The organism is Pseudomonas faucium (genome assembly GCF_021602585.1).
In the GTDB taxonomy this organism is placed as follows: Bacteria; Pseudomonadota; Gammaproteobacteria; order Pseudomonadales; family Pseudomonadaceae; genus Aquipseudomonas; species Aquipseudomonas faucium.
Map to the genome: position 1 here is coordinate 127,792 of NZ_BQIP01000013.1, position 24,188 is coordinate 151,979.

29 protein-coding genes are annotated in these 24,188 nt (G+C 66.6%); 13 read left to right on the forward strand and 16 right to left on the reverse strand.

The annotated features are described in order from the left end of the window. Nucleotides 1-69 precede the first annotated feature (69 nt). From L6D75_RS16680 to L6D75_RS16695, 4 genes are all read left to right on the forward strand, one after another. A complete protein-coding gene (locus L6D75_RS16680) occupies nt 70-312 on the forward strand; it encodes an exodeoxyribonuclease VII small subunit (protein WP_133330127.1) in 243 nt (80 codons plus the stop codon). Next, nucleotides 309-1,196 carry a (2E,6E)-farnesyl diphosphate synthase gene (gene ispA, locus L6D75_RS16685; protein ID WP_176517333.1) on the forward strand — a complete coding sequence of 296 codons (888 nt, stop codon included), beginning with the start codon at nt 309-311 and terminating at the stop codon, nt 1,194-1,196. The genes L6D75_RS16680 and ispA overlap by 4 nt, the downstream gene beginning before the upstream one ends. A gap of 102 nt (nt 1,197-1,298) precedes the next feature. Next, entirely contained in the window at nt 1,299-3,194 is a 1,896-nt protein-coding gene (dxs, locus tag L6D75_RS16690; RefSeq protein ID WP_176517332.1) for a 1-deoxy-D-xylulose-5-phosphate synthase, read from the forward strand. Nucleotides 3,195-3,317: 123 nt separating this feature from the next. Continuing rightward, nucleotides 3,318-5,189 (forward strand): TonB-dependent receptor domain-containing protein, encoded by a 1,872-nt coding sequence (locus L6D75_RS16695; RefSeq protein WP_176517331.1) that lies wholly within the window; start codon nt 3,318-3,320, stop codon nt 5,187-5,189. On the opposite strand, the gene L6D75_RS16700 is transcribed toward L6D75_RS16695, so the two are convergent. The 12 genes from L6D75_RS16700 to nrdR all read right to left on the reverse strand — a co-directional run bounded on the left by L6D75_RS16700 (nt 5,167) and on the right by nrdR (nt 13,903). Continuing rightward, a complete protein-coding gene (locus L6D75_RS16700) occupies nt 5,167-5,979 on the reverse strand; it encodes a cobalamin-binding protein (RefSeq protein ID WP_176517330.1) in 813 nt (270 codons plus the stop codon). The genes L6D75_RS16695 and L6D75_RS16700 overlap by 23 nt on opposite strands. Continuing rightward, on the reverse strand, nt 5,979-6,398 hold the full coding sequence (locus tag L6D75_RS16705) for an MFS transporter (protein ID WP_176517329.1): 420 nt from the start codon (nt 6,396-6,398) through the stop codon (nt 5,979-5,981). Before L6D75_RS16705 ends, L6D75_RS16700 begins: the two co-directional genes overlap by 1 nt. Beyond that, nucleotides 6,395-7,012: a GTP cyclohydrolase II gene (ribA, locus tag L6D75_RS16710; RefSeq protein ID WP_176517328.1), complete on the reverse strand. Its 618-nt coding sequence runs from the start codon at nt 7,010-7,012 to the stop codon at nt 6,395-6,397. Before ribA ends, L6D75_RS16705 begins: the two co-directional genes overlap by 4 nt. Nucleotides 7,013-7,185: 173 nt before the next feature. Further along, entirely contained in the window at nt 7,186-7,929 is a 744-nt protein-coding gene (locus tag L6D75_RS16715) for a substrate-binding periplasmic protein (RefSeq protein WP_176517327.1), read from the reverse strand. 16 nt (nt 7,930-7,945) lie between these two features. Further along, entirely contained in the window at nt 7,946-8,449 is a 504-nt protein-coding gene (locus tag L6D75_RS16720) for a phosphatidylglycerophosphatase A family protein (RefSeq protein WP_176517326.1), read from the reverse strand. Beyond that, nucleotides 8,446-9,405 (reverse strand): thiamine-phosphate kinase, encoded by a 960-nt coding sequence (gene thiL / locus L6D75_RS16725; RefSeq protein WP_236193703.1) that lies wholly within the window; start codon nt 9,403-9,405, stop codon nt 8,446-8,448. Before thiL ends, L6D75_RS16720 begins: the two co-directional genes overlap by 4 nt. 18 nt (nt 9,406-9,423) lie before the next feature. Next, nucleotides 9,424-9,924, reverse strand: a complete 501-nt coding sequence (gene nusB / locus L6D75_RS16730) for a transcription antitermination factor NusB (protein WP_176518319.1) — start codon at nt 9,922-9,924, stop codon at nt 9,424-9,426. Next, entirely contained in the window at nt 9,921-10,397 is a 477-nt protein-coding gene (ribH, locus tag L6D75_RS16735) for a 6,7-dimethyl-8-ribityllumazine synthase (RefSeq protein WP_176518320.1), read from the reverse strand. Before ribH ends, nusB begins: the two co-directional genes overlap by 4 nt. 91 nt (nt 10,398-10,488) lie before the next feature. Beyond that, entirely contained in the window at nt 10,489-11,580 is a 1,092-nt protein-coding gene (gene ribBA, locus L6D75_RS16740; protein ID WP_236193705.1) for a bifunctional 3,4-dihydroxy-2-butanone-4-phosphate synthase/GTP cyclohydrolase II, read from the reverse strand. An 18-nt stretch (nt 11,581-11,598) separates the two neighbouring features. Next, nucleotides 11,599-12,264 (reverse strand): riboflavin synthase, encoded by a 666-nt coding sequence (locus L6D75_RS16745; RefSeq protein ID WP_003255399.1) that lies wholly within the window; start codon nt 12,262-12,264, stop codon nt 11,599-11,601. Between the two features lie 41 nt (nt 12,265-12,305). Continuing rightward, the gene (gene ribD / locus L6D75_RS16750; protein ID WP_236193706.1) at nt 12,306-13,436 is read right to left on the reverse strand and encodes a bifunctional diaminohydroxyphosphoribosylaminopyrimidine deaminase/5-amino-6-(5-phosphoribosylamino)uracil reductase RibD; all 1,131 of its coding nucleotides are present in this window, start codon (nt 13,434-13,436) and stop codon (nt 12,306-12,308) included. Nucleotides 13,437-13,438: 2 nt separating this feature from the next. Continuing rightward, the gene (gene nrdR / locus L6D75_RS16755; protein WP_016393425.1) at nt 13,439-13,903 is read right to left on the reverse strand and encodes a transcriptional regulator NrdR; all 465 of its coding nucleotides are present in this window, start codon (nt 13,901-13,903) and stop codon (nt 13,439-13,441) included. 105 nt (nt 13,904-14,008) lie between these two features. Here nrdR and L6D75_RS16760 point away from each other — a divergent pair, with 105 nt between their 5' ends. Genes L6D75_RS16760 through trxA form a run of 3 tightly spaced genes read left to right on the forward strand, consistent with a single transcriptional unit; the run spans nt 14,009 to nt 16,025 of the window. Further along, complete coding sequence (locus L6D75_RS16760; RefSeq protein ID WP_236193707.1) at nt 14,009-14,461, forward strand: YbaY family lipoprotein; 453 nt, start codon at nt 14,009-14,011, stop codon at nt 14,459-14,461. Further along, complete coding sequence (locus L6D75_RS16765) at nt 14,462-15,121, forward strand: class I SAM-dependent methyltransferase (protein WP_176518396.1); 660 nt, start codon at nt 14,462-14,464, stop codon at nt 15,119-15,121. It abuts the gene before it with no gap. 31 nt (nt 15,122-15,152) lie between these two features. After that, entirely contained in the window at nt 15,153-16,025 is an 873-nt protein-coding gene (gene trxA / locus L6D75_RS16770; protein ID WP_236193708.1) for a thioredoxin, read from the forward strand. Between the two features lie 125 nt (nt 16,026-16,150). Here the strand turns inward: trxA and L6D75_RS16775 are convergent, their stop codons facing one another. Continuing rightward, entirely contained in the window at nt 16,151-16,495 is a 345-nt protein-coding gene (locus L6D75_RS16775; RefSeq protein ID WP_176517890.1) for a hypothetical protein, read from the reverse strand. A gap of 130 nt (nt 16,496-16,625) precedes the next feature. Between L6D75_RS16775 and L6D75_RS16780 the strand changes: the two genes are divergently transcribed. The 5 genes from L6D75_RS16780 to L6D75_RS16800 all read left to right on the forward strand — a co-directional run bounded on the left by L6D75_RS16780 (nt 16,626) and on the right by L6D75_RS16800 (nt 20,582). Continuing rightward, on the forward strand, nt 16,626-17,198 hold the full coding sequence (locus L6D75_RS16780; RefSeq protein WP_176517891.1) for a DUF2796 domain-containing protein: 573 nt from the start codon (nt 16,626-16,628) through the stop codon (nt 17,196-17,198). Continuing rightward, nucleotides 17,199-17,906 carry an ABC transporter ATP-binding protein gene (locus L6D75_RS16785; RefSeq protein ID WP_236193709.1) on the forward strand — a complete coding sequence of 236 codons (708 nt, stop codon included), beginning with the start codon at nt 17,199-17,201 and terminating at the stop codon, nt 17,904-17,906. It begins immediately after the preceding gene. Further along, nucleotides 17,906-19,171, forward strand: coding sequence for an ABC transporter permease (locus L6D75_RS16790; RefSeq protein WP_236193713.1), 1,266 nt, complete (start codon nt 17,906-17,908; stop codon nt 19,169-19,171). The genes L6D75_RS16785 and L6D75_RS16790 overlap by 1 nt, the downstream gene beginning before the upstream one ends. Nucleotides 19,172-19,291: 120 nt before the next feature. After that, the gene (locus tag L6D75_RS16795; RefSeq protein ID WP_236193714.1) at nt 19,292-19,789 is read left to right on the forward strand and encodes a DUF3299 domain-containing protein; all 498 of its coding nucleotides are present in this window, start codon (nt 19,292-19,294) and stop codon (nt 19,787-19,789) included. A gap of 109 nt (nt 19,790-19,898) precedes the next feature. Further along, nucleotides 19,899-20,582 (forward strand): OmpW/AlkL family protein, encoded by a 684-nt coding sequence (locus L6D75_RS16800; RefSeq protein ID WP_176518054.1) that lies wholly within the window; start codon nt 19,899-19,901, stop codon nt 20,580-20,582. Here the strand turns inward: L6D75_RS16800 and L6D75_RS16805 are convergent. Beyond that, the gene (locus L6D75_RS16805; protein WP_176518055.1) at nt 20,570-21,763 is read right to left on the reverse strand and encodes an MFS transporter; all 1,194 of its coding nucleotides are present in this window, start codon (nt 21,761-21,763) and stop codon (nt 20,570-20,572) included. The genes L6D75_RS16800 and L6D75_RS16805 overlap by 13 nt on opposite strands. A gap of 103 nt (nt 21,764-21,866) precedes the next feature. Between L6D75_RS16805 and L6D75_RS16810 the strand changes: the two genes are divergently transcribed. Then, nucleotides 21,867-22,310, forward strand: a complete 444-nt coding sequence (locus L6D75_RS16810; protein WP_176518056.1) for a winged helix-turn-helix transcriptional regulator — start codon at nt 21,867-21,869, stop codon at nt 22,308-22,310. Between the two features lie 22 nt (nt 22,311-22,332). Here the strand turns inward: L6D75_RS16810 and L6D75_RS16815 are convergent, their stop codons facing one another. Then, nucleotides 22,333-23,265, reverse strand: coding sequence for an NAD-dependent epimerase/dehydratase family protein (locus L6D75_RS16815; RefSeq protein WP_176518057.1), 933 nt, complete (start codon nt 23,263-23,265; stop codon nt 22,333-22,335). Continuing rightward, complete coding sequence (locus L6D75_RS16820) at nt 23,258-24,142, reverse strand: sugar nucleotide-binding protein (protein WP_176518058.1); 885 nt, start codon at nt 24,140-24,142, stop codon at nt 23,258-23,260. The genes L6D75_RS16815 and L6D75_RS16820 overlap by 8 nt, the downstream gene beginning before the upstream one ends. Nucleotides 24,143-24,188: the final 46 nt, after the last annotated feature.

A 24,188-nucleotide genomic window follows, 5' to 3' on the forward strand; every position in this document is an offset into this window, starting at 1 on the left:
CAAGTTTGCTCCCCCCGCCCCGCTCTGCTAGTGTCGCGCCGTTCTGACCAGCCACCGAGACCCGTCGCCATGGCCCGCAAAAAAGCCTCCATCGATTTCGAGCAATCCCTCGCCGACCTGCAAGCCCTGGTCGAGCGCCTGGAGAACGGCGAGTTGTCGCTGGAAGACTCGCTGGCCGCCTTCGAGCAAGGCATCGCCCTGACCCGCGATTGCCAGGGCGCCCTGGCCCAGGCCGAGCAGAAAGTGCAGATTCTCCTGGAGCGCGACGGCGAGCTCGCCGCGCAGCCCTTCGATGCGGAGCCAGAAGAATGATCAGCGCTTACCAGGCCAGCAGCCAGGCGCGTGTCGACGCGGCCCTCGAACCGCTGTTCGTCGCCCCTTCCAAAGAGCTCGAGCGCCTGTATGCGGCGATGCGCTACAGCGTGATGAACGGCGGCAAGCGCGTGCGCCCGCTGCTCGCCTACGCCGCCTGCGAAGCGCTCGGCGTGCCGGCCGAGCAGGCCAACGGCGCCGCCTGCGCGGTGGAGCTGATTCATGCCTATTCACTGGTGCATGACGACCTGCCGGCGATGGACGACGACGACCTGCGCCGCGGCCAGCCGACCACCCACAAGGCCTTCGACGAAGCCTGCGCGATCCTCGCCGGTGACGGCCTGCAGAGCCTGGCCTTCGGCGCCCTGCTCGACCCGCGCCTGAGCCCGCAATCCGACGCCATCCGCCTGGCCATGGTGCAGGCCCTGGCCAAGGCCGCAGGCCCGGCCGGCATGGTCGGCGGCCAGGCCATCGACCTTGGCTCGGTGGGCCTGAAGCTGGACCAGCAGGCCCTGGAATACATGCACCGGCACAAGACCGGTGCGCTGATCGAAGCCAGCGTGCGCCTCGGCGCCCTGGCCAGCGGCCGCGCCGAGCAGGCGCAGCTCGATGCCCTGCAGGCCTACGCCCAGGCGATCGGCCTGGCGTTCCAGGTGCAGGACGACATCCTCGACGTGGAAAGCGATACCGCCACCCTCGGCAAGCGCCAGGGGGCCGACGTCGCCCGCGACAAGCCGACCTACCCGGCCCTGCTCGGGCTGGAGGCGGCCAAGGCCTACGCGATCGAACTGCGCGACCAGGCGCTGGTCGCACTCCTGGGGTTTGGCGAAAATGCCGAGCCGCTGCGGGCCCTGGCACGCTACATCGTCGAGCGCCGCCACTGATCGGGGCCGCTTTGCGGCCCAATCCGCGCCCTGTCTGAATGGGCAGTATTTCCCACAATGGGGTAAACTGCCGCGTCTTAAACATCCATAACGACTCGCCTGATGCCCACGACGTTTCAAGAGATCCCCCGCGAACGCCCGGTCACGCCGTTGCTCGACCGCGCTGACACGCCTGCCGGCCTGCGCCGGCTGGCCGAAGCCGACCTGGAGACCCTGGCCGACGAATTGCGCCAGGAGTTGCTCTATACCGTTGGTCAGACCGGTGGGCATTTCGGCGCCGGCCTGGGCGTCATCGAGCTGACGATCGCCCTGCACTACGTCTTCGACACCCCGGACGACCGGCTGGTGTGGGACGTCGGCCACCAGGCCTACCCGCACAAGATCCTCACCGGCCGGCGCCAGCGCATGCTGACCCTGCGCCAGAAGGACGGCATCGCCGCCTTCCCGCGCCGCAGCGAGAGCGAGTACGACACCTTTGGCGTTGGCCACTCCAGCACCTCGATCAGCGCCGCACTGGGCATGGCCATCGCCGCCCGCCTGCAGAACAGCGCGCGCAAGTCGATCGCGGTGATCGGCGACGGCGCGCTCACCGCCGGCATGGCGTTCGAGGCGTTGAACCACGCCCAGGAAGTCGACGCCAACATGCTGGTGATCCTCAACGACAACGACATGTCGATTTCGCGCAATGTCGGCGGCCTGTCCAACTACCTGGCCAAGATTCTCTCCAGCCGCACCTACTCGAGCATGCGCGAAGGCAGCAAGAAAGTGCTGTCGCGCCTGCCCGGCGCCTGGGAAATCGCCCGCCGCACCGAGGAATACGCCAAGGGCATGCTGGCCCCCGGCACCCTGTTCGAAGAGCTGGGCTGGAACTACATCGGCCCGATCGACGGCCACGACCTGCCGACCATGATCGCCACCCTGCGCAACATGCGTGACCTCAAGGGCCCGCAGTTCCTGCACGTGGTGACCAAGAAGGGCAAGGGCTTCGCCCCGGCCGAGATCGACCCGATCGGCTACCACGCCATCACCAAGCTCGAACCTGCCGACAAGCCCGCTGCGCCGAAGAAGCCCAGCGGGCCGAAGTACTCTGCGGTGTTCGGCCAGTGGCTGTGCGACATGGCCGCCGCCGACAAGCGCCTGGTGGGCATTACGCCTGCGATGAAGGAAGGCTCCGACCTGGTCGCGTTCAGCGAACGCTACCCAGAGCGCTACTTCGACGTGGCGATTGCCGAGCAGCACGCCGTTACCCTCGCCGCGGGCATGGCCTGCGAAGGCAGCAAGCCGGTGGTGGCGATCTACTCCACCTTCCTGCAGCGCGCCTATGACCAGCTGATCCACGACGTGGCGGTGCAGAACCTCGACGTGCTGTTCGCCATCGACCGCGCAGGCCTGGTCGGCGAAGACGGCCCGACCCACGCCGGCAGCTACGACCTGTCGTACCTGCGTTGCATCCCCGGCATGCTGGTGATGACCCCGAGCGACGAGAACGAGCTGCGCAAGATGCTCAGCACCGGCCACCTGTACAACGGCCCGGCGGCCGTGCGCTACCCGCGCGGCACCGGCCCCAATGTGCCGATCAGCGCCGACCTGGAACCGCTGGAAATCGGCAAGGGCGTGGTTCGCCGCCAGGGCGAGAACTTAGCCCTGCTGGTGTTCGGCGTGCAGCTGGCCGAGGCCCTGCAGGTGGCCGAGCAGATCAACGCCACGGTGGTCGACATGCGTTTCGTCAAGCCGCTGGACGAGGCCCTGGTGCTGGAACTGGCAGCTAGCCACGAGCTGCTGGTGACCATCGAGGAAAACGCCATCATGGGCGGCGCCGGTGCTGCCGTGGGCGAGTTCCTGGCCAGCCAGGCCGTGGTCAAGCCGCTGCTGCATCTGGGGCTGCCGGACGTCTACGTCGAGCACGCCAAGCCGGCGCAGATGCTGGCCGAATGTGGGCTGGATGCTGCCGGGATCGAGGCTTCGGTGAAGGCTCGGATGGCCAAGCTGGGCCTGTAAAACACTTGGGGCCGCTGTGCGGCCCATCGCCGGCAAGCCGGCTCCCACATGAACTTCACCGGCCGCGAGGGCCATGGGGTACCTGTGGGAGCCGGCTTGCCGGCGATTGCTTTGGACGCCTCGATGAAAATCTCGACCTTTACCACCCTGCTCTGCCTGCCCATCCCGCTGCTGGCCAGCGAACGCGACGACGCGCTGAAACTCCCCGACGTGCTGATCAGCGCCAACCGCCAGGTCGAGTCACGCACCGCCACCAGCGCCGCCAACACCGTGTTCACCCGCAGCGACATCGACCGCCTGCAACCGAGCAGCGTCACCGACCTGCTGACCCGCGTGCCCGGCGTCCAGGTCGCCCCCACCGGTGGCCGCGGCAGCCTGCCGGGTATCTTCATCCGCGGCACCAAGGCCGCCCAGAGCCTGGTGCTGGTCGATGGCGTACGCATTGCCAACGCCACCTCCGGCGACAGCGGCCTGCAGTTTCTCGATGTCGACCAGATCGAGCGCGTCGAAGTGCTGCGCGGATCGCGTTCGGCCATCTACGGCAGCGATGCCATCGGCGGGGTCATCCAGATCTTCACCCGCCGCGGCACTGGCCAGGGCCTGCAGCCGCGCCTGCGCCTGGCGGCCGGCAGCAACCAGACGTTCCAGCGCAGCCTGGGGCTTTCCGGCGGTGACGGCGCAACGCGCTTCAACCTGGGTGCGAGCCTCGATGAAACAGCCGGCATCGACTCGACCGGGCCATCGTTCGCCAGTGACGGCGACCATGACGCCTATCGCAACAAGTCATTCAACCTGAGCCTGAGCCACACCTTCGGCGAGCGCTTCGAGGCAGGGCTGAACTTGCTCGACAGCCGTGGCCGCAGCGAATACGACAACCCCTACGGCCGCTTCGACATGGACACCTTCGAAAGCGTCGGGCAAAAGCCCTACACCGATTTTGTCGTCAGCAGCCTCGGCACCTACTTCGACGCCCAGCTCAACGACCTCTGGCACTCGCGCCTGGAGCTGGCCCACAGCGAAAACCGCGATGACAAACGCGACAAGCTGAGCGACGAACGTTTCGTCTTCAACACCTACCGCGACCAGGCCACCTGGCAGAACGACCTGGCCCTGAGCGACCAGCACAACCTGCTGATCGGCGGCGACTGGTACCAAGACCGCGTGCACGGCAGCACCGAGTTCACCGAGGACAGCCGCTGGAACCGTGCCGCGTTCATCCAGCACCGCTTCAGTGGCGAGCGGTTTGCCACCGAAGTGGGCGTGCGCCGCGACCAGAACCAGCAGTTCGGTGGCCAGACCACCTGGAGTGGCAGCCTCACCGTGCCGCTCAACGCACAGAACGATGTGCTGCTGTCCTACAGCGAAGGCTTCCGCGCGCCGACCTTCAACGACCTGTACTACCCGCAGTACAGCAACCCGGACCTCAAGCCTGAGCGGTCGAAAAGCTACGAACTGCAGTGGCGCAGCCAGCTCACGCCCGACAGCCGCCTGGAGACGTCGCTGTACCGCACCGACCTGCAGGACGCGATCATCTTTGGCGAAGGCTCGATCCCGCGCAACGTCGCCTCGGCACGCATCAACGGCTTGGAAATGGCGCTGGAACAACAGTGGGGGCAATGGCGCAGCCAGCTTGGCCTGGCGCTGATCGACCCCCGCGACCGCGACAGCGGCCATACCCTCGCCCGCCGCGCCCGGCGCACCTTGAGCCTGGACCTGGATCGCCAGTTCGAGCGCTTCACGGTTGGCGGCAGTTGGCAGGCGGTCAGCGCCAGCTACGACGACGAGACCAATCGCAACCGCCTGGGCGGCTATGGCCTGTTCGGCCTGCGCGGCGGCTGGGCCCCAACCGATGAGCTGAAGCTGGAAGTGAAGCTGGATAACCTGCTGGACAAGGCCTACAGCCGGGCACAGTACAGCTTCGATGCCAACAACTACGACTACCGCGAAGAAGGCCGCACGGCCCTGTTCAGCGTCACCTGGACGCCGGCGCTCTAGCCGCCAGCAGCGCGCACAGGCGGGCGGTGGCTTCGATCATCTGCCCGCTGGGCCGCTCCAGCCCTTTGTCCGGCACCACCAACAAACGCTCACCGGCCACCGCGCTCAGGCGTGGCCAGGCTTTCCAGCTGGCCAACTGCGCCGCGTCAGCCGCCAGGATCACCTGCGGGTCACGCAACAGCACCGATTCCACGTTGACCTGCGGCGCAGGCTGGCTGAGGTCGGCAAAGATGTTGCGCGCACCACACACCGCCAGGGCATCGCTGACCACCTGCCCGCCACCCAGGGTGTACAGCGGCCGGTCCCAGACCTGATAGAACACCCGCAGCGGCTCGGCGCGCCGATACTGCTGGCGCAACTGGCGCAGGCGCTCGCCCAGGGCCGCCACATAGCGCCGCCCCTGCTCCGCGCGCCCGACCCGCACGGCGATGGCCTCGATCTGCGCGAGCAACTGGTCCAGGTCATGGGGTTCGGCGCTGTAGGTGGCGATGCCCAGGCGCTTGAGCTGGTCGCGCTGGGCGGCGGCGACGCTGCCGGGCCACAGCAGCAGCAAGTCCGGCTTGAGGCTGAGCAGGCGCTCCATGTCCAGCTGCCCCTGGCGCCCCACCGAAGGCAGGCTGGCCAGCGCGGCGGGCCGTTCGCCGCCGTCGAGCACGCCCACCAGCAGGTCGTCGGCCTGCAGTTCGAGCATGATTTCACTCATCGAGGGGGCAAGGCTGACGACCCGCAATGGCTCACCGGCCTGGACGCTGCAGGCCAACCATGCCAGCAAGCCGAGCAGGATGCGCATCAACCCAACTGACGCGGGATGCGATAGAGGTAGAGCAGCACCACGGTAGACAGCGCCAGCAGGATCTGTGGCACAGCTTCGAGCCCCACCAGCACCGACAAGGCGCCGACCCAGGCCGGGAAGCAGGCGTACAGCATGGCCATGCGCCGCACGCGCGCCAGCTCGATCCAGGCGGCCGGCTCCTCGGCGCTGCCGAGTACCTTGGAGGTGGCGATCAGGGCCCGCTTGTAGGCGCCGAAGCGCGGCAGGCTGAGGAACATGGTCGCCGCGCCGGCGATGAACAGCGGCATGGCCAGCACCGGGATCAGCGCCTCGCCACCGCCAAAGGCCCAGGCCATCACCGGCAGCGGCACCAGGCCGACCGCCAGGTATTGCCACCAGGCCAGCGCCAGGCGCCGCTTCACCTGGCTGCGGGTCACGCCTGGGGCACCTCGCCCTGGTGCTCGTTGCCCAGCATGTGGCCGAGCTTGCCGGCCTTGGTGGCCAGGTAGTAACGGTTGTGCGGGTTGTGCCCGGTGTGCAGCGGCACACGCTCGGCAACCTTGATGTTCATGTCGGTCAGCGCCTTGACCTTGCGTGGGTTGTTGGTCATCAAGCGCAGCGCCTTCACGCCCAGGTGCTCGAGCATCGGCAGGCACATGGCGTAGTCACGCTGGTCGGCAGCGAAGCCCAGGCGCTCGTTGGCCTCGACGGTGTCAGCGCCACCGTCTTGCAGTTCGTAGGCGCGAATCTTGTTCAACAGGCCGATGCCACGGCCTTCCTGGCGCAGGTACAGCAGCACGCCACGGCCTTCGCGGGCAATCGCCTGCAACGCGGCTTCCAGCTGCGAACCGCAGTCGCACCGCTGGCTGAACAGGGCATCGCCAGTCAGGCACTCGGAGTGCAGGCGCCCCAGCACCGGCTCGCCGTCGGCGAAATCACCCAGGCTGAGCACCACGTGCTCACGGCCAGTGGCTTCGTCGAGAAAGCCATGCATGGTGAAAGTCGCAAAAGGGGTCGGGAGTTTAGAGGCGGCAACAAAGACGACGGGCACGTTGTGCTCCTGGATAAGTAGGAAATTTCTCGTGAAGCGATTGTATCAGCAGGTTGGCGCCTGTGCGCTCGTTGAATACCGTGGCTTAAGATCGAAAAGTTCGATGCTTAGGTTGCCTGGCAGCGCTCCCCCACCACCTGTGGCAGCTGGCTTGCCGGCGCTAGCGCTCTCGATTACTGCGGCTTGCTGTCGGGTGTAAACGGATACGGCTGCTTCCAGTGCTCGAAGATCGGCTTCAGCTCGCCGCTGCGCACCAGCTCGGCCATGCGCCGGTCGAACAGGTCGCGCAGGGCCCTGGCCTGATCATTGCGAGCAAAGGCCAGGTACAACGGCAGTTCGGCGACATGGGTGCGGCGAAAACGCTCGGGCTGCGAACTCTGCCCCAGCACGTAGTCGACTTCGGTCTGCGCATCGATGTAGAAGTCCACGCGGTCGTGTTCGAGCATCGGCAGGATGCCTTCACGGCGCTGGATTTCACGGAAGTTGTGCACGTTGGGCAGGTAGCTGGCGTAGTCATAGCCGCGCACCCAGGCCAGGCGGTAGTTGCCGACCGTTTCATGGGTCGGCACTGGCTTGCTGGCAAGCCCCAGGGCATAGATGTGGTCCATGTCGAAGTGCCAGCGGGGGTAGAAGTTGTCGTCGCTCTCTTCCTTGTACGAGCCGACCCAGGCATCCGCTTCGCCGCGCTTCACCAGCCCGACCGCGCGGCTGTAGGGCACGCCCTGGGCCACCACCTTGACCCCGGCTGGCTCGAACACCTTGCGCAGTACATCCCAGGCCACGCCGGTACCATCGGCATTGGTGTAGTCGGCCCATTCTTCACTGACCAGATGGATCTGCTTGGGCACATCATCGGCTGCGGCCACCCAGGGTGCCAGGGTCAGCAGCATTGCCAGCAGCACAGTCCTTATGGCCATCGAAGCACTCCCTGTTTCAGCCTACCGCCCACACCAGAAGCTGCATGCCCAGCCAGGCGAACACGCCGGCCAGGATATCGTCGAGCATGATGCCGACCCCGCCATGCACATGGCGATCGATCCAGCGAATCGGCCATGGCTTGAGGATGTCGAAGAAGCGGAACATCAGGAACCCTGCCAGGATCCACTGCCACCCTTCCGGCACCAGCCAGAGGGTGATCCACATGCCGACCATCTCGTCCCAGACAATGCCTTCATGGTCGTGCACGCGCAAGTCATTGGCGACTTTGCCGCACAGCCAGAAGCCGAACAGCATGGTGACGCCCAGCAGCAGCCAGTAGCCCCAGTCCGGCAGCATCTGCCACAGCGGGATGAACGGAATGGCCACCAGCGAACCCCAGGTGCCCGGGGCCTTGGGCAGGGTGCCGGAGCCGAAGCCAAAGGCGATGAAGTGCCACGGATTGCGCCAGACCGATGGCGGAACGAACTCCGCAGGCACCTGTTTGGGGTGGTCGGTCACGGTGTCTCCCTAAAGTGTTGATAGCCCCGTTGCACGGGGGTGATGTCCAGGCCCTGCGGGTCACGCAGGGTCACCCCTTGGCCCGCGACCACGCGCCCGACCACATGCACCTCGCAACCCGCCAGGGCCGCCAAGGCATCGGCGGGCAAGGTGAATGCCAGCACGTAGTCGTCGCCACCGGTGAGCGCGGCCTTAACGGCGCCTTCGCGGCCGAGAAACGCCTCTAGTGCAGGAGACACTGGCACCTGGGCCAGGTTCACCTCGAGCGCGACCGCAGAGGCCTTGGCGATGTGCCCGCAGTCGGCGAGCAGGCCGTCGGAGATGTCCAGGGCCGAGGTGGCCAGGCCACGCAAGCGCTGCCCCAGCTCGAGCTGGGGCAGCGGTGACCAGTAGTGGGCCAGCAGCGGCTCGGCCTGCTCGGCCGGGGCCTGGCGCTCACCGAGCACCAGCGCCAGCGCACCGGCCGCCTTGCCCAGCGTGCCGCCCACGCACAAGAGGTCGCCCGGCCGCGCGCCGCTGCGGCGCAGGGCCTGGCCAGCCGGCACGCGGCCGAACACGGTAACGGTGATGCTCAACGGGCCGCGGGTGGTGTCGCCGCCGATCAGGCTGATGCGGCAACGCTGGGCCATGCGGCTGAGGCCGTCGGCGTAGGCTTCGAGCCAGGTGGGGCCAACTTCGGGCAAGGTCAGGGCAAGGGTGAAGCCGATGGCCTCGGCGCCCATGGCCGCCAGGTCGCTGACCGCCACGGCCAACGAACGCTGGCCGAGCAGGCGCGGGTCGCAGACCGCGGGGAAATGCACGCCGGCAACCAGGGTGTCGGTCGACACCGCCAGCTGCTCGCCGGGGGGAAGGTCAAGCAGGGCGCAGTCGTCGCCGATCCCCAGGGCCACGCCCTCGCCGCCCTGCGCACAAGGCGCGGCGGCGAAGTAATGGTTGATCAGCTCGAACTCACCCATGATCAGGCAGCGCCAGGATCAGCGCTTGTTCGCCTTGACTTCTGCTTCGCGCAGCGACGGCGCGAGCTTGTCCAGCACGCCGTTGACGAACTTGTGGCCGTCGGTGGCACCGAAGACCTTGGCCAGTTCCACGCCTTCGTTGATCACCACGCGGTACGGCACGTCGACGCGCTTGATCAACTCCCAGGTGGACAGGCGCAGCACGGCCAGTTCGACTGGGTCGAGCTCTTCCAGTGCGATGGTCATGCAAGGCGCCAGCGCCTTGTCGATTTCGCCCTTGATCGCCGGAACCCCATGCAGGATTTCGCGGAAATAGGCACCGTCGACATCGGTGAAATCGTTATCCACCCGGAACTGCGCTTCGATCTCGTTCAGCGAGGCGCTGGCCATATGCCACTGATACAGCGCCTGGGTCGCGAGCATGCGGGCTTCGCGGCGCTTGGCGCTCTTCGATGGCTTGCCGGCATCCGCAGGTTTTGGATCGCGCGGGTTGAAACGATCGCTTTCGTCGCTAATCACTTGGCCTCCAACTGCGCCAGCAGGCTGACCATTTCCAGAGCGGACAGGGCAGCTTCAGCACCTTTGTTGCCGGCCTTGGTGCCGGAACGCTCGATGGCTTGCTCGATGGAGTCGACGGTCAGGACACCGAAGGCCACCGGTACACCGAACTCCATGGACACCTGGGCCAGGCCCTTGGTGCATTCGCCCGCCACGTATTCGAAGTGCGGGGTACCGCCACGGATCACGGCGCCCAGGGCGATGATCGCGTTGTATTCGCCTTGCTGGGCGACTTTCTGTGCCACCAGCGGGATTTCGAACGCGCCCGGGGCACGGATGATGGTGATGTCGCTTTCGCTGACACCGTGGCGTACCAGGGCATCAACGGCACCGCTTACCAGGCTTTCGACGACGAAGCTGTTGAAGCGGCCAACCACCAAAGCATAGCGACCTTTGGGGGCGATGAAGGTACCTTCGATGGTCTTCAGGGTCATTCCGATGTTCTCATATTCAAGAGCGAGGCCGCGCGCAGGCGGCCTCGACAGGGTCTGGACTCGAGTATCTGGGCGTCACTGCCGCCTCAAGTCACTCGGAGGGCACGTATTCTACAACTTCCAGATCGAATCCGGATATCGCATTGAACTTCATCGGCGAACTCATCAGGCGCATCTTGCGCACGCCGAGGTCACGCAGGATCTGCGAACCGGCACCCACGGTGCTGTAGGTGGTCGGTGCCTTGGTCGGGGCGTCGCCGGCGCTTTCGCGGATGTGTGCCAGCAGCACGTCGCCGTCCAGCGGGTGGCCCAGCAGCAGCACCACGCCGCTGCCGGCGTCGGCCACGGCGCTCATCGCCGCGCGCAGGCTCCAGCGGCCCGGTTGCTTGACCATCAGCAGGTCGCGCAGCGGGTCCATGTTGTGCACGCGCACCAGGGTCGGCTCTTCGGCGCAGATGTTGCCCAGGGTCAGGGCCATGTGCACGTCGCCTTCCACCGCATCGCGGTAGGTCACCAGGTTGAACTGGCCCAGCTCGCTTTCGATCGGCTGCTCGGACACCCGCTGAACGGTGCGCTCGTGGATCATGCGGTAGTGGATCAGGTCGGCGATGGTGCCGATCTTCAGGCCGTGCTCGGCGGCGAACACTTCCAGCTCGGCGCGGCGCGACATGGTGCCGTCGTCGTTCATCACCTCGCAGATCACCCCGCTCGGCTCGAAACCGGCCATGCGCGCCAGGTCGCAGGCGGCTTCGGTGTGGCCGGCGCGGGCCAGGGTACCGCCAGGCTGGGCCATCAGCGGGAAGATGTGGCCGGGGCTGACGATGTCTTCGGCCTTGGCGTCCTTGGCGGCGGCAGCCTGCACGGTGCGGGCGCGGTCAGCGGCGGAGATGCCGGTGGTGACGCCTTCGGCGGCTTCGATCGACACGGTGAACTTGGTGCCGAAGCCCGAGCCGTTGCGCGGCGCCATCAGCGGCAGCTTCAGCGTTTCGCAGCGCTCGCGGGTCATCGGCATGCAGATCAGGCCGCGGGCGTGCTTGGCCATGAAGTTGATGTGCTCGGGCAGACAGCACTCGGCTGCCATGATGATGTCGCCTTCGTTTTCGCGGTCTTCGTCATCCATGAGGATGACCATTTTGCCCTGGCGGATGTCTTCGACCAGTTCTTCGATGCTGTTGAGCGCCACGCGGCACCCCCTTCTCAATCAGGATTTCAAGAAGCCGTTGGCGGCCAGGAAGCTTTCGGTAATGCCACTGCCCTTGCTCGGTTCGGCAGCCTTGTCACCCAGCAGCAGACGCTCCAGGTAACGGGCCAGCAGGTCGACCTCAAGGTTCACCCGACGCCCTGCACGGTAGTCGGCCATGATGGTTTCGGACAGGGTGTGCGGGACAATGGTCAGCTCGAACTCGGCGCCATTGACCTCATTGACCGTCAGGCTGGTGCCGTCGACGGTGATCGAACCCTTGTGGGCGATGTACTTGGCCAGCTCCTTGGGTGCACGCACGCGGAACTGGATGGCGCGCGCGTTATCGCTGCGCGAAATGATCTCGCCGACGCCGTCGACGTGGCCGCTGACCAGGTGGCCGCCCAGGCGGGTGGTCGGGGTCAGGGCCTTTTCCAGGTTGACCTTGCTGCCGCTCTTGAGGTCGATGAAGGCGGTGCGCTTGAGGGTTTCGACGCTGACGTCGGCCCAGAAGCCATCGCCTGGCAGCTCGACCGCCGTCAGGCACACGCCGTTGACGGCAATGCTGTCGCCGAGCTTGACGTCACCCAGGTCGAGCTTGCCGGTTTCGACGTACACGCGCACGTCACCGCCCTTGGGGGTCAGGCTGCGGATGGTGCCGATGGATTCGATGATGCCGGTGAACATGGGGTCTTCCTCAGAACGGGTTGCGCAGGGCAAGCCCGGCATTATACGCCGGGTGCCGGCAGAGGGATGGCCGTGACCCGCCAGTCATCGCCCACTGCGCGCATTTCGGTAATTTTCAGCCGGGGTGCTTCGCTCATCTTCTCCAGGGGCCAGTCCAGCAGCGGGCGGGCCTGGGAGCCGAGGAAGGTGCCGGCGACGAACAATTGGTACTCGTCGATCAGGCCGTGCTGGGCAAACGCTCCCACCAGGCCGGCGCCGGCTTCCAGCAGGATTTCGTTGACACCGCGCCCTGCCAGCGCCTGCATCAGGGCCGGCAGGTCGACCTGGCCGTTGCTGCCGGGCAGGCTCAGCAGTTCGTGGCCGGCGGCGGCGTAACGCGGGTCATCGCCCATGGCCGTCACCACCAGCGCCGGGCCGGCCTGGAAGAACGGGGCATCCAGCGGCAGGCGCAGGCGGCCATCGATCAGCACGCGCAGCGGTGGGCGGCTCAGGGCCAGCGCCGTGGTGTGCTCATCCAGCCCCAGTTCGGCGCCGCGCACGGTCATCCGCGCATTATCGGCCAGCACGCTGGCGGCGCTGGTCAGCACCACGCTGGATCGGGCGCGCAAGCGCTGCACCGCAGAGCGCGCAGCGGGGCCGGTAATCCACTGGCTTTCGCCACTGGCCATGGCGGTGCGGCCGTCCAGGCTCATGGCCAGCTTGGCGCGCACGAACGGCAGGCCATGTTCCATGCGCTTGAGAAAGCCGGGGTTGAGTGCCCGGGCCTCGCTTTCGAGCACACCGCTGGCCACTTCGATGCCCGCCTCGGCCAGGCGCCGCAGGCCACGCCCGGCGACCTGCGGGTTGGGGTCCTGCATGGCGGCGACCACGCGCGCCACGCCGGCTTGGACCAGCGCCTCGGCGCAGGGTGGGGTGCGCCCATGGTGGCTGCAGGGTTCCAGGGTCACGTAGGCACAGGCGCCCTTGGCCCGCTCACCGGCCTGGCGCAGCGCGTGCACCTCGGCATGCGGCTCGCCGGCGCGCACATGCCAGCCCTCGCCGACCACTTCGCCGTCGCGCACGATCACGCAGCCCACGCGGGGGTTGGGGTGGGTGCTGTACACACCCTTGCGCGCCAGCTCCAGGGCACGGGCCATGTAATGGGCGTCGAGGATCGCGGTCTGGCTGGGCATGCTCACTCTTTAGCCGGCTCGCGGGCCAGGCGGTCGATTTCTTCGCGGAATTCGTCGAGGTCCTGGAAGCGCCGGTACACCGAAGCGAAACGGATGTAGGCGACTTCATCGAGCTTGCGCAGCTCGGCCATCACCAGCTCGCCGACCACCAGCGACTTCACCTCACGCTCACCGGTCGCCCGCAGGCGGCTCTTGATGTGCGCCAGCGCCGCTTCCAGGCGCTCGACGCTGACCGGGCGCTTTTCCAGCGCGCGCTGCATGCCGGCACGCAGCTTGTCTTCATCGAAGGGCTGGCGCGTGCCGTCCTGCTTGATCAGCCGGGGCAGCACCAGCTCGGCGGTTTCGAAGGTGGTGAAGCGCTCGCCGCACGCCACGCATTCGCGACGGCGGCGCACTTGCTCGCCCTCGGCGACCAGGCGCGAGTCGATGACCTTGGTGTCGTTGGCACCGCAAAAGGGACAGTGCATGGTGGCAGGCAACAAAAAAAGGGAGGGCCATGGTAGCGCATTGCACTGGCAAGACAAGCCAAAGGGGTTAACATCCATGCAATTGTGCCCATCAAGGACTCCCCTATGCATTTGCGCGTGATCGCCGTGCTGTGCTGCACCGCCCTGCTCGCCGCCTGCGGCAGCGACAAGCCGAAAATCGAACAAGCGCCCGCACAGGCGCCTGCCAAGGTGGCCAAGAAGGCCCAGCCGCTGGGCCCGCTGCCGGCCTACCAGCGTGAGCTGAGCGGCACCTTGCTGAACATTCCTGCCGGGGCCGATGTGGAGCTGGCGCTGCTGGTGATCGACGAGCGCGACCGCCCGCAGCAACTGCTGGCCAGCAGCACCCTGACCGGCACCGGCCAGGACCTGCCCTACCAGCTGCGCTTCAACCCCGAGGCCTTCCCTGCCGGCGCCCGGGTCGAATTGCGCGGGCGCGCCAGCAGCTCGGGCCAGCTGATCATGCACCTGCCGCCCGTGCGCATCGCCCAGGCGCAGACCCAGGCCACCGGGCCGCTACGTTTCGAAAAGGCGCCGTAAGTGGCGCCGCTGGCACTGCAACAGGCCCTCAGCGGCCTGATCGGTGAAGCGCGGCTGGTGGTCAGCGAACTGCCCGAATGCGCGCTCAAGCTCTGGCTGATCGACGACCAGAACATGGACCGCGCCTTCAGCAGCGAAGAAACCCGGCGCATCCTCGAAGAGCCGCCGTACTGGAGCTTCTGCTGGGCCAGCGGCCTGGCCATGGCCCGCTACCTGGCGGCGCACCCCGAGTGGGTCGCCGGCAAACGCGTGCTGGATTTCGGCGCGGGCTCAGGCATTGCCGGCATCGCCGCCGCCCGTGCCGGCGCCCTGGAAGTGGTGGCCTGCGACCTCGACCCACTGGCCCTGCAGGCCTGCCAGGCCAATGCGCGGCTCAACGGGGTAACGCTGGGCTACAGCGATGACTTCTTCGCCGAAGCGGACCGCTTCGACCTGATCCTGGTGGCCGACGTGCTGTACGACCGGGCCAATCTGCCCCTGCTCGACGCCTTCCTCAGCCGCGGCCGCCAGGCCCTGGTGGCCGACTCGCGGGTACGTGACTTTCGCCACCCGCTGTACCAGCAGCTGGGCGTGCTCGAAGCGCTGACCTTGCCAGACCTGGCCGAGCCGCACGAATTCCGCCGGGTCAGCCTGTACCACGCCAGACGCGAGCCTTTATAGTGGTGCCATCCACTGATTTGCGAGAGTCGCGATGAGCCAGCAAACGCCCTATATCTTCGATGCCACCGATGCCAACTTCCAGCAGCTGGTGATCGAGAACTCCTTCCACAAGCCGGTCCTGGTGGACTTCTGGGCCGAGTGGTGCGCGCCGTGCAAGGCGCTGATGCCGCTGCTGGCGAAGATTGCCGAGGGCTACCAGGGCGAGCTGCTGCTGGCCAAGATCAACTGCGACGTCGAGCAGCAGGTGGTGGCCCAGTTCGGCATCCGCAGCCTGCCGACCGTGGTGCTGTTCAAGGATGGCCAGCCGGTCGACGGCTTCGCCGGTGCGCAGCCGGAGTCGGCGATCCGCGCCATGCTCGAGCCGCATGTACAGATGCCTGCCGCCCCGGCCGCATCGCCCCTGGAGCAGGCCAAGGCGCTGTTCGCCGAAAGCCGTTTCGCCGAGGCGGAAGCCACGCTGCAGCAGCTGCTGGGCGAAGACAACAGCAATGCCGAAGCGCTGATTTACTACGCACGCTGCCTGGCCGAGCGCGGTGAGCTGGGCGAGGCCCAGGTGGTGCTGGACGCGGTCAAGAGCGACGAACACAAGGCTGCCCTGGCGGGCGCCAAGGCCCAGCTGACCTTCCTGCGCCAGGCCGCCAGCCTGCCGGAAGTCGCTGATCTCAAGAGCCGCCTGGCGCAGAACCCGCAGGATGACGAGGCGGCTTACCAGCTGAGCATTCAGCAGCTTGCGCGCCAGCAGTACGAAGCGGCGCTGGAAGGGTTGCTGAAGCTGTTCCAGCGTAACCGTGGGTATGAGAACGGGTTGCCGCAAAAGGCGATGCTGCAGGTGTTCGAACTGCTCGGTGGCGATCATCCCTTGGTGGGTGTGTACCGTCGCAAGCTGGCGGCTGCCTTGTTCTGAGGTTGATGGGGGCGCTTTGCGCCCCTTTCGCGACGCAAGGCCGCTCCTACAGAACCCCGCGGTCCTTGTAGGAGCGGCCTTGCGTCGCGAAAGGGCTGCAAAGCAGCCCCAACAGGCTAAAGCCCTCACCCCACCCAGTGATACACCGGCGCATCCGCGCCACTTTCCACCTTCACCTCACTGCTGTGGCGCAACCGCACCAGCAGCCGCTTGCCCGCCGCCGTACTCCCCGTCAGCCCTTCCAGCCGGTCGAGCAACTCAGGCCCATCCATGCGCCCCGCCTGGCGCAGCACTTCGCGCGCAGCCAGCCATTGCCCGTCATCCTGGCGCGGCGCCGCAGCCGCAGCCGCCGTCACAGCCTCGCCAGCCACCGGTGCCGCGAACTGGCGCCCCAACTGCGCCCACTCCGCCGGCTCCAGCTCGATGGTCAGGTCCACCGGCCAGTCGCCAATCTGTCCACGAATTCTCACGCTGCATTCCTTCAAGCCCGGTCAATGCCTTAATGCTACAGCAACATGAAACCTGCGCCAGGCAGGCTGGCGATGCACGGAAAAATTGTTATAACATTACCAAATCTTTCCAGCCGCCCCGGAGTCGTCCATGCGTCGCCTGCTGCTCGCCCTGCCCATCGCCCTGCTGCCCTTCGCCGTGGCCCATGCCCACGATGACCACGACCACGATCATGCCCACGGCACCCTCGGCGCCCACGAGCACGGCGTGGCCAAGCTCAATGCCGTGCTCGACGGCAATACCCTGGAGCTGGAGCTCGACAGCCCGGCGATGAACCTGGTGGGCTTCGAGCATGCCGCCAGCAGCGATGCCGACAAGGCCAAGGTGGCCGCAGTGCGCCAGCAGCTCGAACAGCCGCTGAAACTGTTCGGCCTGGCCGCCGCCGCCGGCTGCGTGGAAGACGCCCAGGAACTGCAAAGCCCACTGTTCGGCGATGCTGCCAAGGACGACGACGGCGACCAGCACGAGCCTGGCCATCAGCACAGCGACATCAATGCCCACTACCAACTGAACTGCTCAGCCCCGGGCAAACTCACGCAAATCGACCTCGCGCCGCTGTACAAGGCGTTCCCGGCCACGCAGAAGATCAACGTGCAACTGATCGGCCCGAACGGCCAGAAAGGCCTGGAAACCTCGCCGGCCAAGGCCGTGGTCGCTTTCTGAATGAGCCAGCCGCTGATCGAACTGCATGACCTGGTGTTCGCCTGGCCTGGCCAGGCGCCGCTGCTGGATATCCCGGCGCTGCGCCTGGAAGCCGGTGAGGCGCTGTTCCTCAAAGGCCCGAGCGGCAGCGGCAAGACCACGCTGCTGGGCCTGCTCGGCGGGGTCAACGTGCCGGGCCAAGGCCGCATCCAGTTGCTCGGCCATGACCTCGGCGCCATGGGCCAAGGCGCGCGCGACCGCTTCCGGGTCGACCACACCGGCTACATCTTCCAGCAGTTCAACCTGCTGCCGTTCCTCTCGGTGCGCGAAAACGTCGAGCTGCCCTGCCGCTTCTCGCACAGCCGCGCCGAGCGTGCGCGGCTGCGCCATGGCAGTGTCGACCAGGCGGCCAGCGTGCTGCTGGCCCACCTGGGCCTGGACGATACGCTGCTTGCGCGGCGCGCCGACAGCCTGTCGATCGGCCAGCAGCAGCGCGTGGCCACGGCGCGGGCCCTGATCGGCCAGCCGGAACTGGTGATCGCCGACGAGCCGACCTCGGCGCTGGATGCCGACAGCCGCGAAGCGTTCATCCGCCTGTTGTTCGCCGAATGCCGGGCAGCCGGCGCCAGCCTGCTGTTCGTCAGCCATGACCAGAGCCTCGCGCCGCTGTTCGACCGTCATCTGTCCCTGGCCGAGCTCAATCGCGCGGCCAAACCCCGGGAGGCCTGATGTACCTGCTTCGCCTTGCCCTGGCCAGCCTGGCCAACCGCCGTTTCACCGCCTTCCTCACCGCTTTCGCCATCGCCCTGTCGGTATGCCTGCTGCTGGCCGTGGAGCGCGTGCGCACCGAAGCCCGCGCCAGCTTCGCCAGCACCATCAGCGGCACCGACCTGATCGTCGGCGCCCGCTCGGGCTCGGTGAACCTGCTGCTGTACTCGGTGTTTCGTATCGGCAATGCCACCAACAACATCCGCTGGGACAGCTACCAGCACTACGCCAACGACCCCCGGGTGAAATGGGCCATCCCGATTTCGCTGGGCGACTCGCACCGTGGCTACCGGGTGATGGGCACCACCGGCGACTACTTCAGCCATTACCAGTACGGCCGCCGCCAGCACCTGGAACTGAGCCAGGGCCGTGCGTTCGCCAGCGACCCGTTCGAGGTGGTGCTGGGCGCCGAGGTGGCCGATGCGCTGCACTACAAGCTGGGCGACAAGCTGGTGCTGGCCCACGGCGTGGCGGCGATCAGCCTGGTCAAGCACGACGACAAGCCGTTCACCGTGGTGGGTGTGCTCAAGCGCACCGGCACGCCGGTCGACCGCACCCTGCATATCAGCCTGGCCGGGATGGAAGCCATCCACATCGACTGGTACAACGGCGTGCCGGCCCGCGGTGCCGGGCGCATCAGCGCCGAGCAGGCGCGGACCATGGACCTGCAACCGGCCGCCATCACCGCCTTCATGCTCGGCCTGAACAGCAAGATCGCCACCTTCAGCCTGCAGCGCGAGATCAACGAATACCGCAACGAGCCGTTGCTGGCGATCTTGCCCGGCGTGGCGCTGCAAGAGCTGTGGAGCCTGATGGGCACGGCCGAACAGGCGCTGTTCGTGGTGTCGCTTTTCGTGGTGCTGACCGGCTTGATCGGCATGCTCACGGCCATTCTCACCAGCCTCAACGAACGCCGGCGGGAGATGGCGATCCTGCGCTCGGTGGGGGCTCGCCCGTGGCACATTGCCGGGTTGCTGGTGCTCGAAGCGCTGGCACTGGCGGTGGCGGGCATCGCGGCGGGGCTGGGGCTGCTGTATGCGGGGATCGCCCTGGCCCAGGGCTATGTGCAGGCCAATTACGGCTTGTACCTGCCGCTGGCCTGGCCCAGCGCGCATGAGTGGACGTTGCTGGCTATCATCCTCGGCGCAGCCCTGCTGATGGGCAGTGTGCCGGCCTGGCGCGCCTATCGGCAGTCGCTGGCCGATGGCTTGTCGATTCACCTCTGAGGGCTGGACATGATCGACAGATTCGCTGGCCTCATCGCCGGCAAGCCGGCGCCTACAAGCCCTGTGGGAGCCGGCTTGCCGGCGATAAGGCCAGCACAGGCACTGCAAGGCCTGCTGTTTATGCTGCTGTGTATGCTGGCATTACCGCTGTGGGCGGCAGAGCCCCGCGAACTCGACTGGCCCGCGCTGATCCCGGAAGGCGCCCCCGTCATCGCGCCCCAGCTCACCCCGCTGCACGACATGTCGCAACTGAGCAATGCCCTGTCTGCCGAGGCGGCGCCTCCTGCGCCTCAGCAAGCGCCCAATGCCCCGGTGGTCGAGGCGCTGGATGGCCAGTTGATCAAGCTGCCCGGCTACATCGTGCCGCTTGAGGTCAGCGAGGAAGGCCGCACCACCGAATTTCTGCTGGTGCCCTACTACGGCGCGTGCATCCACGTGCCGCCACCGCCTTCCAACCAGATCGTGCACATCTTCAGCGAAATGGGCGTGCGCGTCGAAGACCTCTACCAGCCCTACTGGATCGAAGGAAAACTGCAAGTCAAAGCCTCCACCAGCGAACTTGCCGATGCCGGCTACCAGATGGACGCCGAGAAAATATACGCTTATGAGCTGAAGTGAGAACTGATTCCAACTTGGCAATCCGCTTCTTTGAGCTGGGTCAAACTTTCTGTTTATCCAGCTCCGTACCATTGGACTACTCAATTAATAACGTCCTTTGGGAGCTTCCATGAACAAGTCCTTGCTCGGCGCCTCGCTTGTGGCCCTTGCGCTCGCCGCCCCTGCCGCCCACGCCTACCAGGCCGGAGACATGATCCTGCGCGCAGGTGCCATCACCACCGCACCGAACGAGAACAGCGGCGACCTGAAGTTCGATGGCAACAAGGTGTCGGGCACCAAGGCAACCCTGGACAGCGACACCCAGCTGGGCCTGACCTTCGCCTACATGCTCACCGACCACATCGGCCTCGAGCTGCTGGCGGCCACCCCGTTCAAGCACACCGTCGGCGTGCAAGGCCTGGGCGGCGGCCTGGACGGCAAGCTGGCAGACATCAAGCAACTGCCACCGACCCTGTCCGTGCAGTACTACCCGATGGCGCCGAACTCGCGCTTCCAGCCGTATGCCGGCATCGGTATCAACTACACCATGTTCTTCGACGAAGACCTGACCAGCGCCCGCAAGCAGCAGGGCTTCAGCAACCTCAAGCTGCAGGACTCGGTGGGCATCGCCGGCCAGCTGGGCATGGACTACATGCTGACCGACAATTTCCTGGTCAACGCCTCGGTCTGGTACGTCGACATCGACACCAAGGCCAGCGTCGACGGCCCGAGCGCACTGGGCTACAGCAAGACCAAGGTCAACGTGGACGTGGACCCATGGGTCTACATGGTCGGGCTTGGCTACAAGTTCTGACCGACACCCACCAGGGCGGCTTCGGCCGCCCTTTGCTTTTGCAGCCACCCCCAGTAGCCCAGCGCCACCGCGCTGAACGTCATCCCCAGGGCACACACCGCTGCCCATCCCCAGCCGGCGTACACCCAGCCCGCCAGCACCGCCCCCACGCCGCTGCCGATCGAATAGCAGCACATGTAGGCCGCCACCAGGCGGCTGGCCATCTCGCTGCGCCCCGCCAGCAACAGGCTCTGGTTGGTGACATGCACGGCCTGCACGGCAAGGTCGAGCATCAGCACCCCCAGTACCAGCGCCAGCAGCGATTGCTCGACGAAGGCCGTCGGTATCCACGACAGCGTCAACAGCGCCAGCGCCACGCCGGTGGTGCGCTCGCCCAGCCCTCGATCAGCCAGCCCGCCAGCGCGCGACGCGGCCAAGGTGCCTGCGATACCCGCCAGGCCGAACAGGCCGATCTCGGTGTGGCTGAGCGCCCGCGGCGAAGCGCTCAGGGGCAGGGCCATGGCGCTCCACAGCACGCTGAAGCTGGCGAAGATCAACAGGCCAAACAGGCCACGCTGGCGCAGCAGACGGTCGTGTCGATACAAGCCGAACAGCGAGCCGATCAACTGCCAGTACCCCGGCCGCTGCGCCACTGGGCGCCCGCTGGGCAGCCATCGCCAGAGCACCAGCGCCATCAGCAGCAGCAGTGCCGCGGCCACGAAGTAAACGCTGCGCCAACCGGCCAGGTCGGCAAGCGCACCCGAGACCAGGCGCGCCAGCAGAATGCCCAGGACGATGCCGCTGGTGACCGTGCCCACCGCCTGCCCTTGTTGGGCCGGGTTGGCCAGAGTGGCCGCGAGCGCGACCATCACCTGCACCATCACCGCCATCAGCCCCACCAGGGCCAGGGCGGCCAGCAGCAGTGGCCAGTCCCGCGCCAGGCCGGCGGTGACCAGGGCCACGCTGGCCACCAGCAACTGTGCGAGCAACAGTTGCTTGCGGTTGACCAGGTCGCCCAGGGGCACGATCAACACCAGGCCCAGGGCATAGCCCGCCTGGGTCGCGCCGACCACCCAGCCAATCTGCCGCTGGGCCACACCCAGCTCGCTGGCGATCGACTCGAGCAATGGCTGGGCAAAATAGACTGTGGCCACTGCCATGGCACAGGTCGTGGCAAGCAGCAACGTTATCCACCGGCTCATCGAAACGACTCCTGCTTTTCTGGTTTCAAAATGAAACCACATGCTGGATATCTAGCAAATGTAGTTTTAATCTGCAACCACATGTTCAAGGCAGGTGATGGCGATGCTCGATGAAGTGAATGCCCAATGCCCCGTGGCCCGGGCGCTGCAAGTGCTAGGTGATCGCTGGGCGCTGATGATCCTGCGCGATGCCTTCGACGGCCTGCGCCGCTTCAGTGAATTTCAGAAGAACCTGGGGCTGGCGAAGAACATCCTCGCTTCGCGCCTGAAGCTGCTGGTGGAAAGCGGGCTGCTCGCGCTGCAGCCGGCGTCCGATGGCAGTGCCTACAAGGAATACGTGCTGACCGAGAAGGGCCGCTCGGTATTTCCGATCGTGGTGGGGTTGCGCCAGTGGGGGGAACATTATCTGTTCGAGGCTGGCGAAACGCGCTCGGCGCTTGTGGATAAAACCCACGAGCGCCCGCTTGAAGCGCTGCAGGTGCGAGCGGCGGATGGCAGAGTACTGGCAGCGCAGGACTGCGTGCGCAAGGTGGTACGGCACCGCTGAAGGTTGGCGGTGCCACGCTGAATCAGGCCTTGCCGAGCAGCCGTGCCAGGCCGTCGACCATCGAGGTCGGTTCGGGGAAATCGAAGCGCGCCAGCAGGCGCTGGTTGTCTGCCCGCGAATGGCGGATGTCACCGGAACGCGCCTGGCCGTAGCTCACCGCCGGCAAGCTGCCCACCACCTGCTCCAGCGCCTTGAGCAATTGGTTCAGCGACGTCGCCTGGTTCAGGCCGACGTTCACCGCACCCTCCTCCACCTGCGGCTGCTCCAGCGCTTGCACCATCACCTGCACCAGGTCGCCCACGTAGAGGAAGTCGCGGGTCTGTTCGCCATCACCGAACACCATGATCGGCAGCCCGTGGGTGGCGCGTTCGCTGAAGATGCTGATGACCCCGGAGTACGGCGAGGAAGGGTCCTGGCGTGGGCCGAAGATGTTGAAGAAGCGGAACACCACCGGCTCCAGGCCATGCTGGCGGCGGTAGAAGTCCAGGTACTGCTCGCTGGCCAGCTTGTCCACTGCGTAGGGGGTCAGGGGCGCCTTGGGGGTGTCTTCGGCAATCGACTGGCCTTCGCCGTTGTTGCCGTACACCGCGGCGCTCGAAGCAAACAGCACGCGGCGCAGGCCATGCACGCGCATGGCCTCGCACACGTTGAGGGTGCCGATGAAATTGCTCTGGTGGGTTTTTACCGGGTCTTCGACCGAAGCCTGGACCGAGGCCACTGCCGCCAGGTGCACGACGGCACTGCAGCCCGCCGCGGCCCGTTCGACCAGCTTGGCGTCGGCGACATCGCCTTCGATCAGTTCCAGGCGCGGGTTGCCCAGTTGCAGGTTGTCGCGCTTGCCCGTGGACAGGTCGTCGAGCACGCGCACGGCGTAGCCTTTGCCGAGCAACGCATCGCACAGGTGGGAGCCGATGAAGCCGGCGCCGCCGGTGATCAGGATGGGGGCGTCAGCCATGGCGGTAGAAACGGTCCAGTAGGGGCGGCAAACCGGCGCGCCAGGCACGCGGCTTGATGCCGAAGGTGTGAAGGATCTTCTTGCAGGCCAGCACCGCGTTCTGCGGCTCTTCGCTGGCATCGGGGCGGGCGGCGTGGGCCTGGGCGGTCGGCGCCTGCACCGCCAGCTGGCGATACTGCCCGGCCTCGGTGAGAATCGCCTGGCCCAGCGCCAGCGGCGTGGTCGCCTCGTTGCCGGCGTAATGGTAGGTGCCCCACAGCGGCGCGCTGCAGTCGAGCTGCTTGAGCACCGAGAGGATCACCCGCGCGGCATCGTCGACCGGTGTCGGGTTGCCCCGGCGATCGTCGGCCAGCAACAGCTCCTGGGGCTGTTCGGCACGGGTCAGGAAGCGGCCCAGGGCGCCGTCGATGCTTTCGTCGAGCAGCCAGCCGAAGCGCAGCAGCACATGCTGCGGGCAGGCCGCGCGCACGCTCTGCTCGATGCGCCACAGGGCCTGGCCACGCAGGCCCAGCGGCACCGGTTCGTCCTTTTCGCTGTAGGCGGTTGCCCGCGAGCCATCGAACACCCGGTAGCTCGAAGGCTGCACCAGGGTGATCTGGTGGTGCTGGCACAGCTCCGCCAGCCGCTCGACCGCGCGCTCCTGCTGGGCCAGGCGCTGTTCGCTGACCGACTCGGCCTGGAACCAGTCGAAGTAGTAGGCCAGGTTGACCAGGGCATCGGGGCGGTGATCGTCCAGCAGCTGAGTGAGGCTGGCCGGCCCCCAGCCGTCTTCCGGCGGGCGCGGGGCCAGGAAAGTGATGTCCTCCTCGGCCCCGAGACGAATCAGCGCTTGCCCGAGGGCATTGCCACCACCCAACAGCATCAGGCGCATACGCATAGAGTCAGCAGATCCGAACAGGTTGATTGGGGGAAAGGGGCCATTT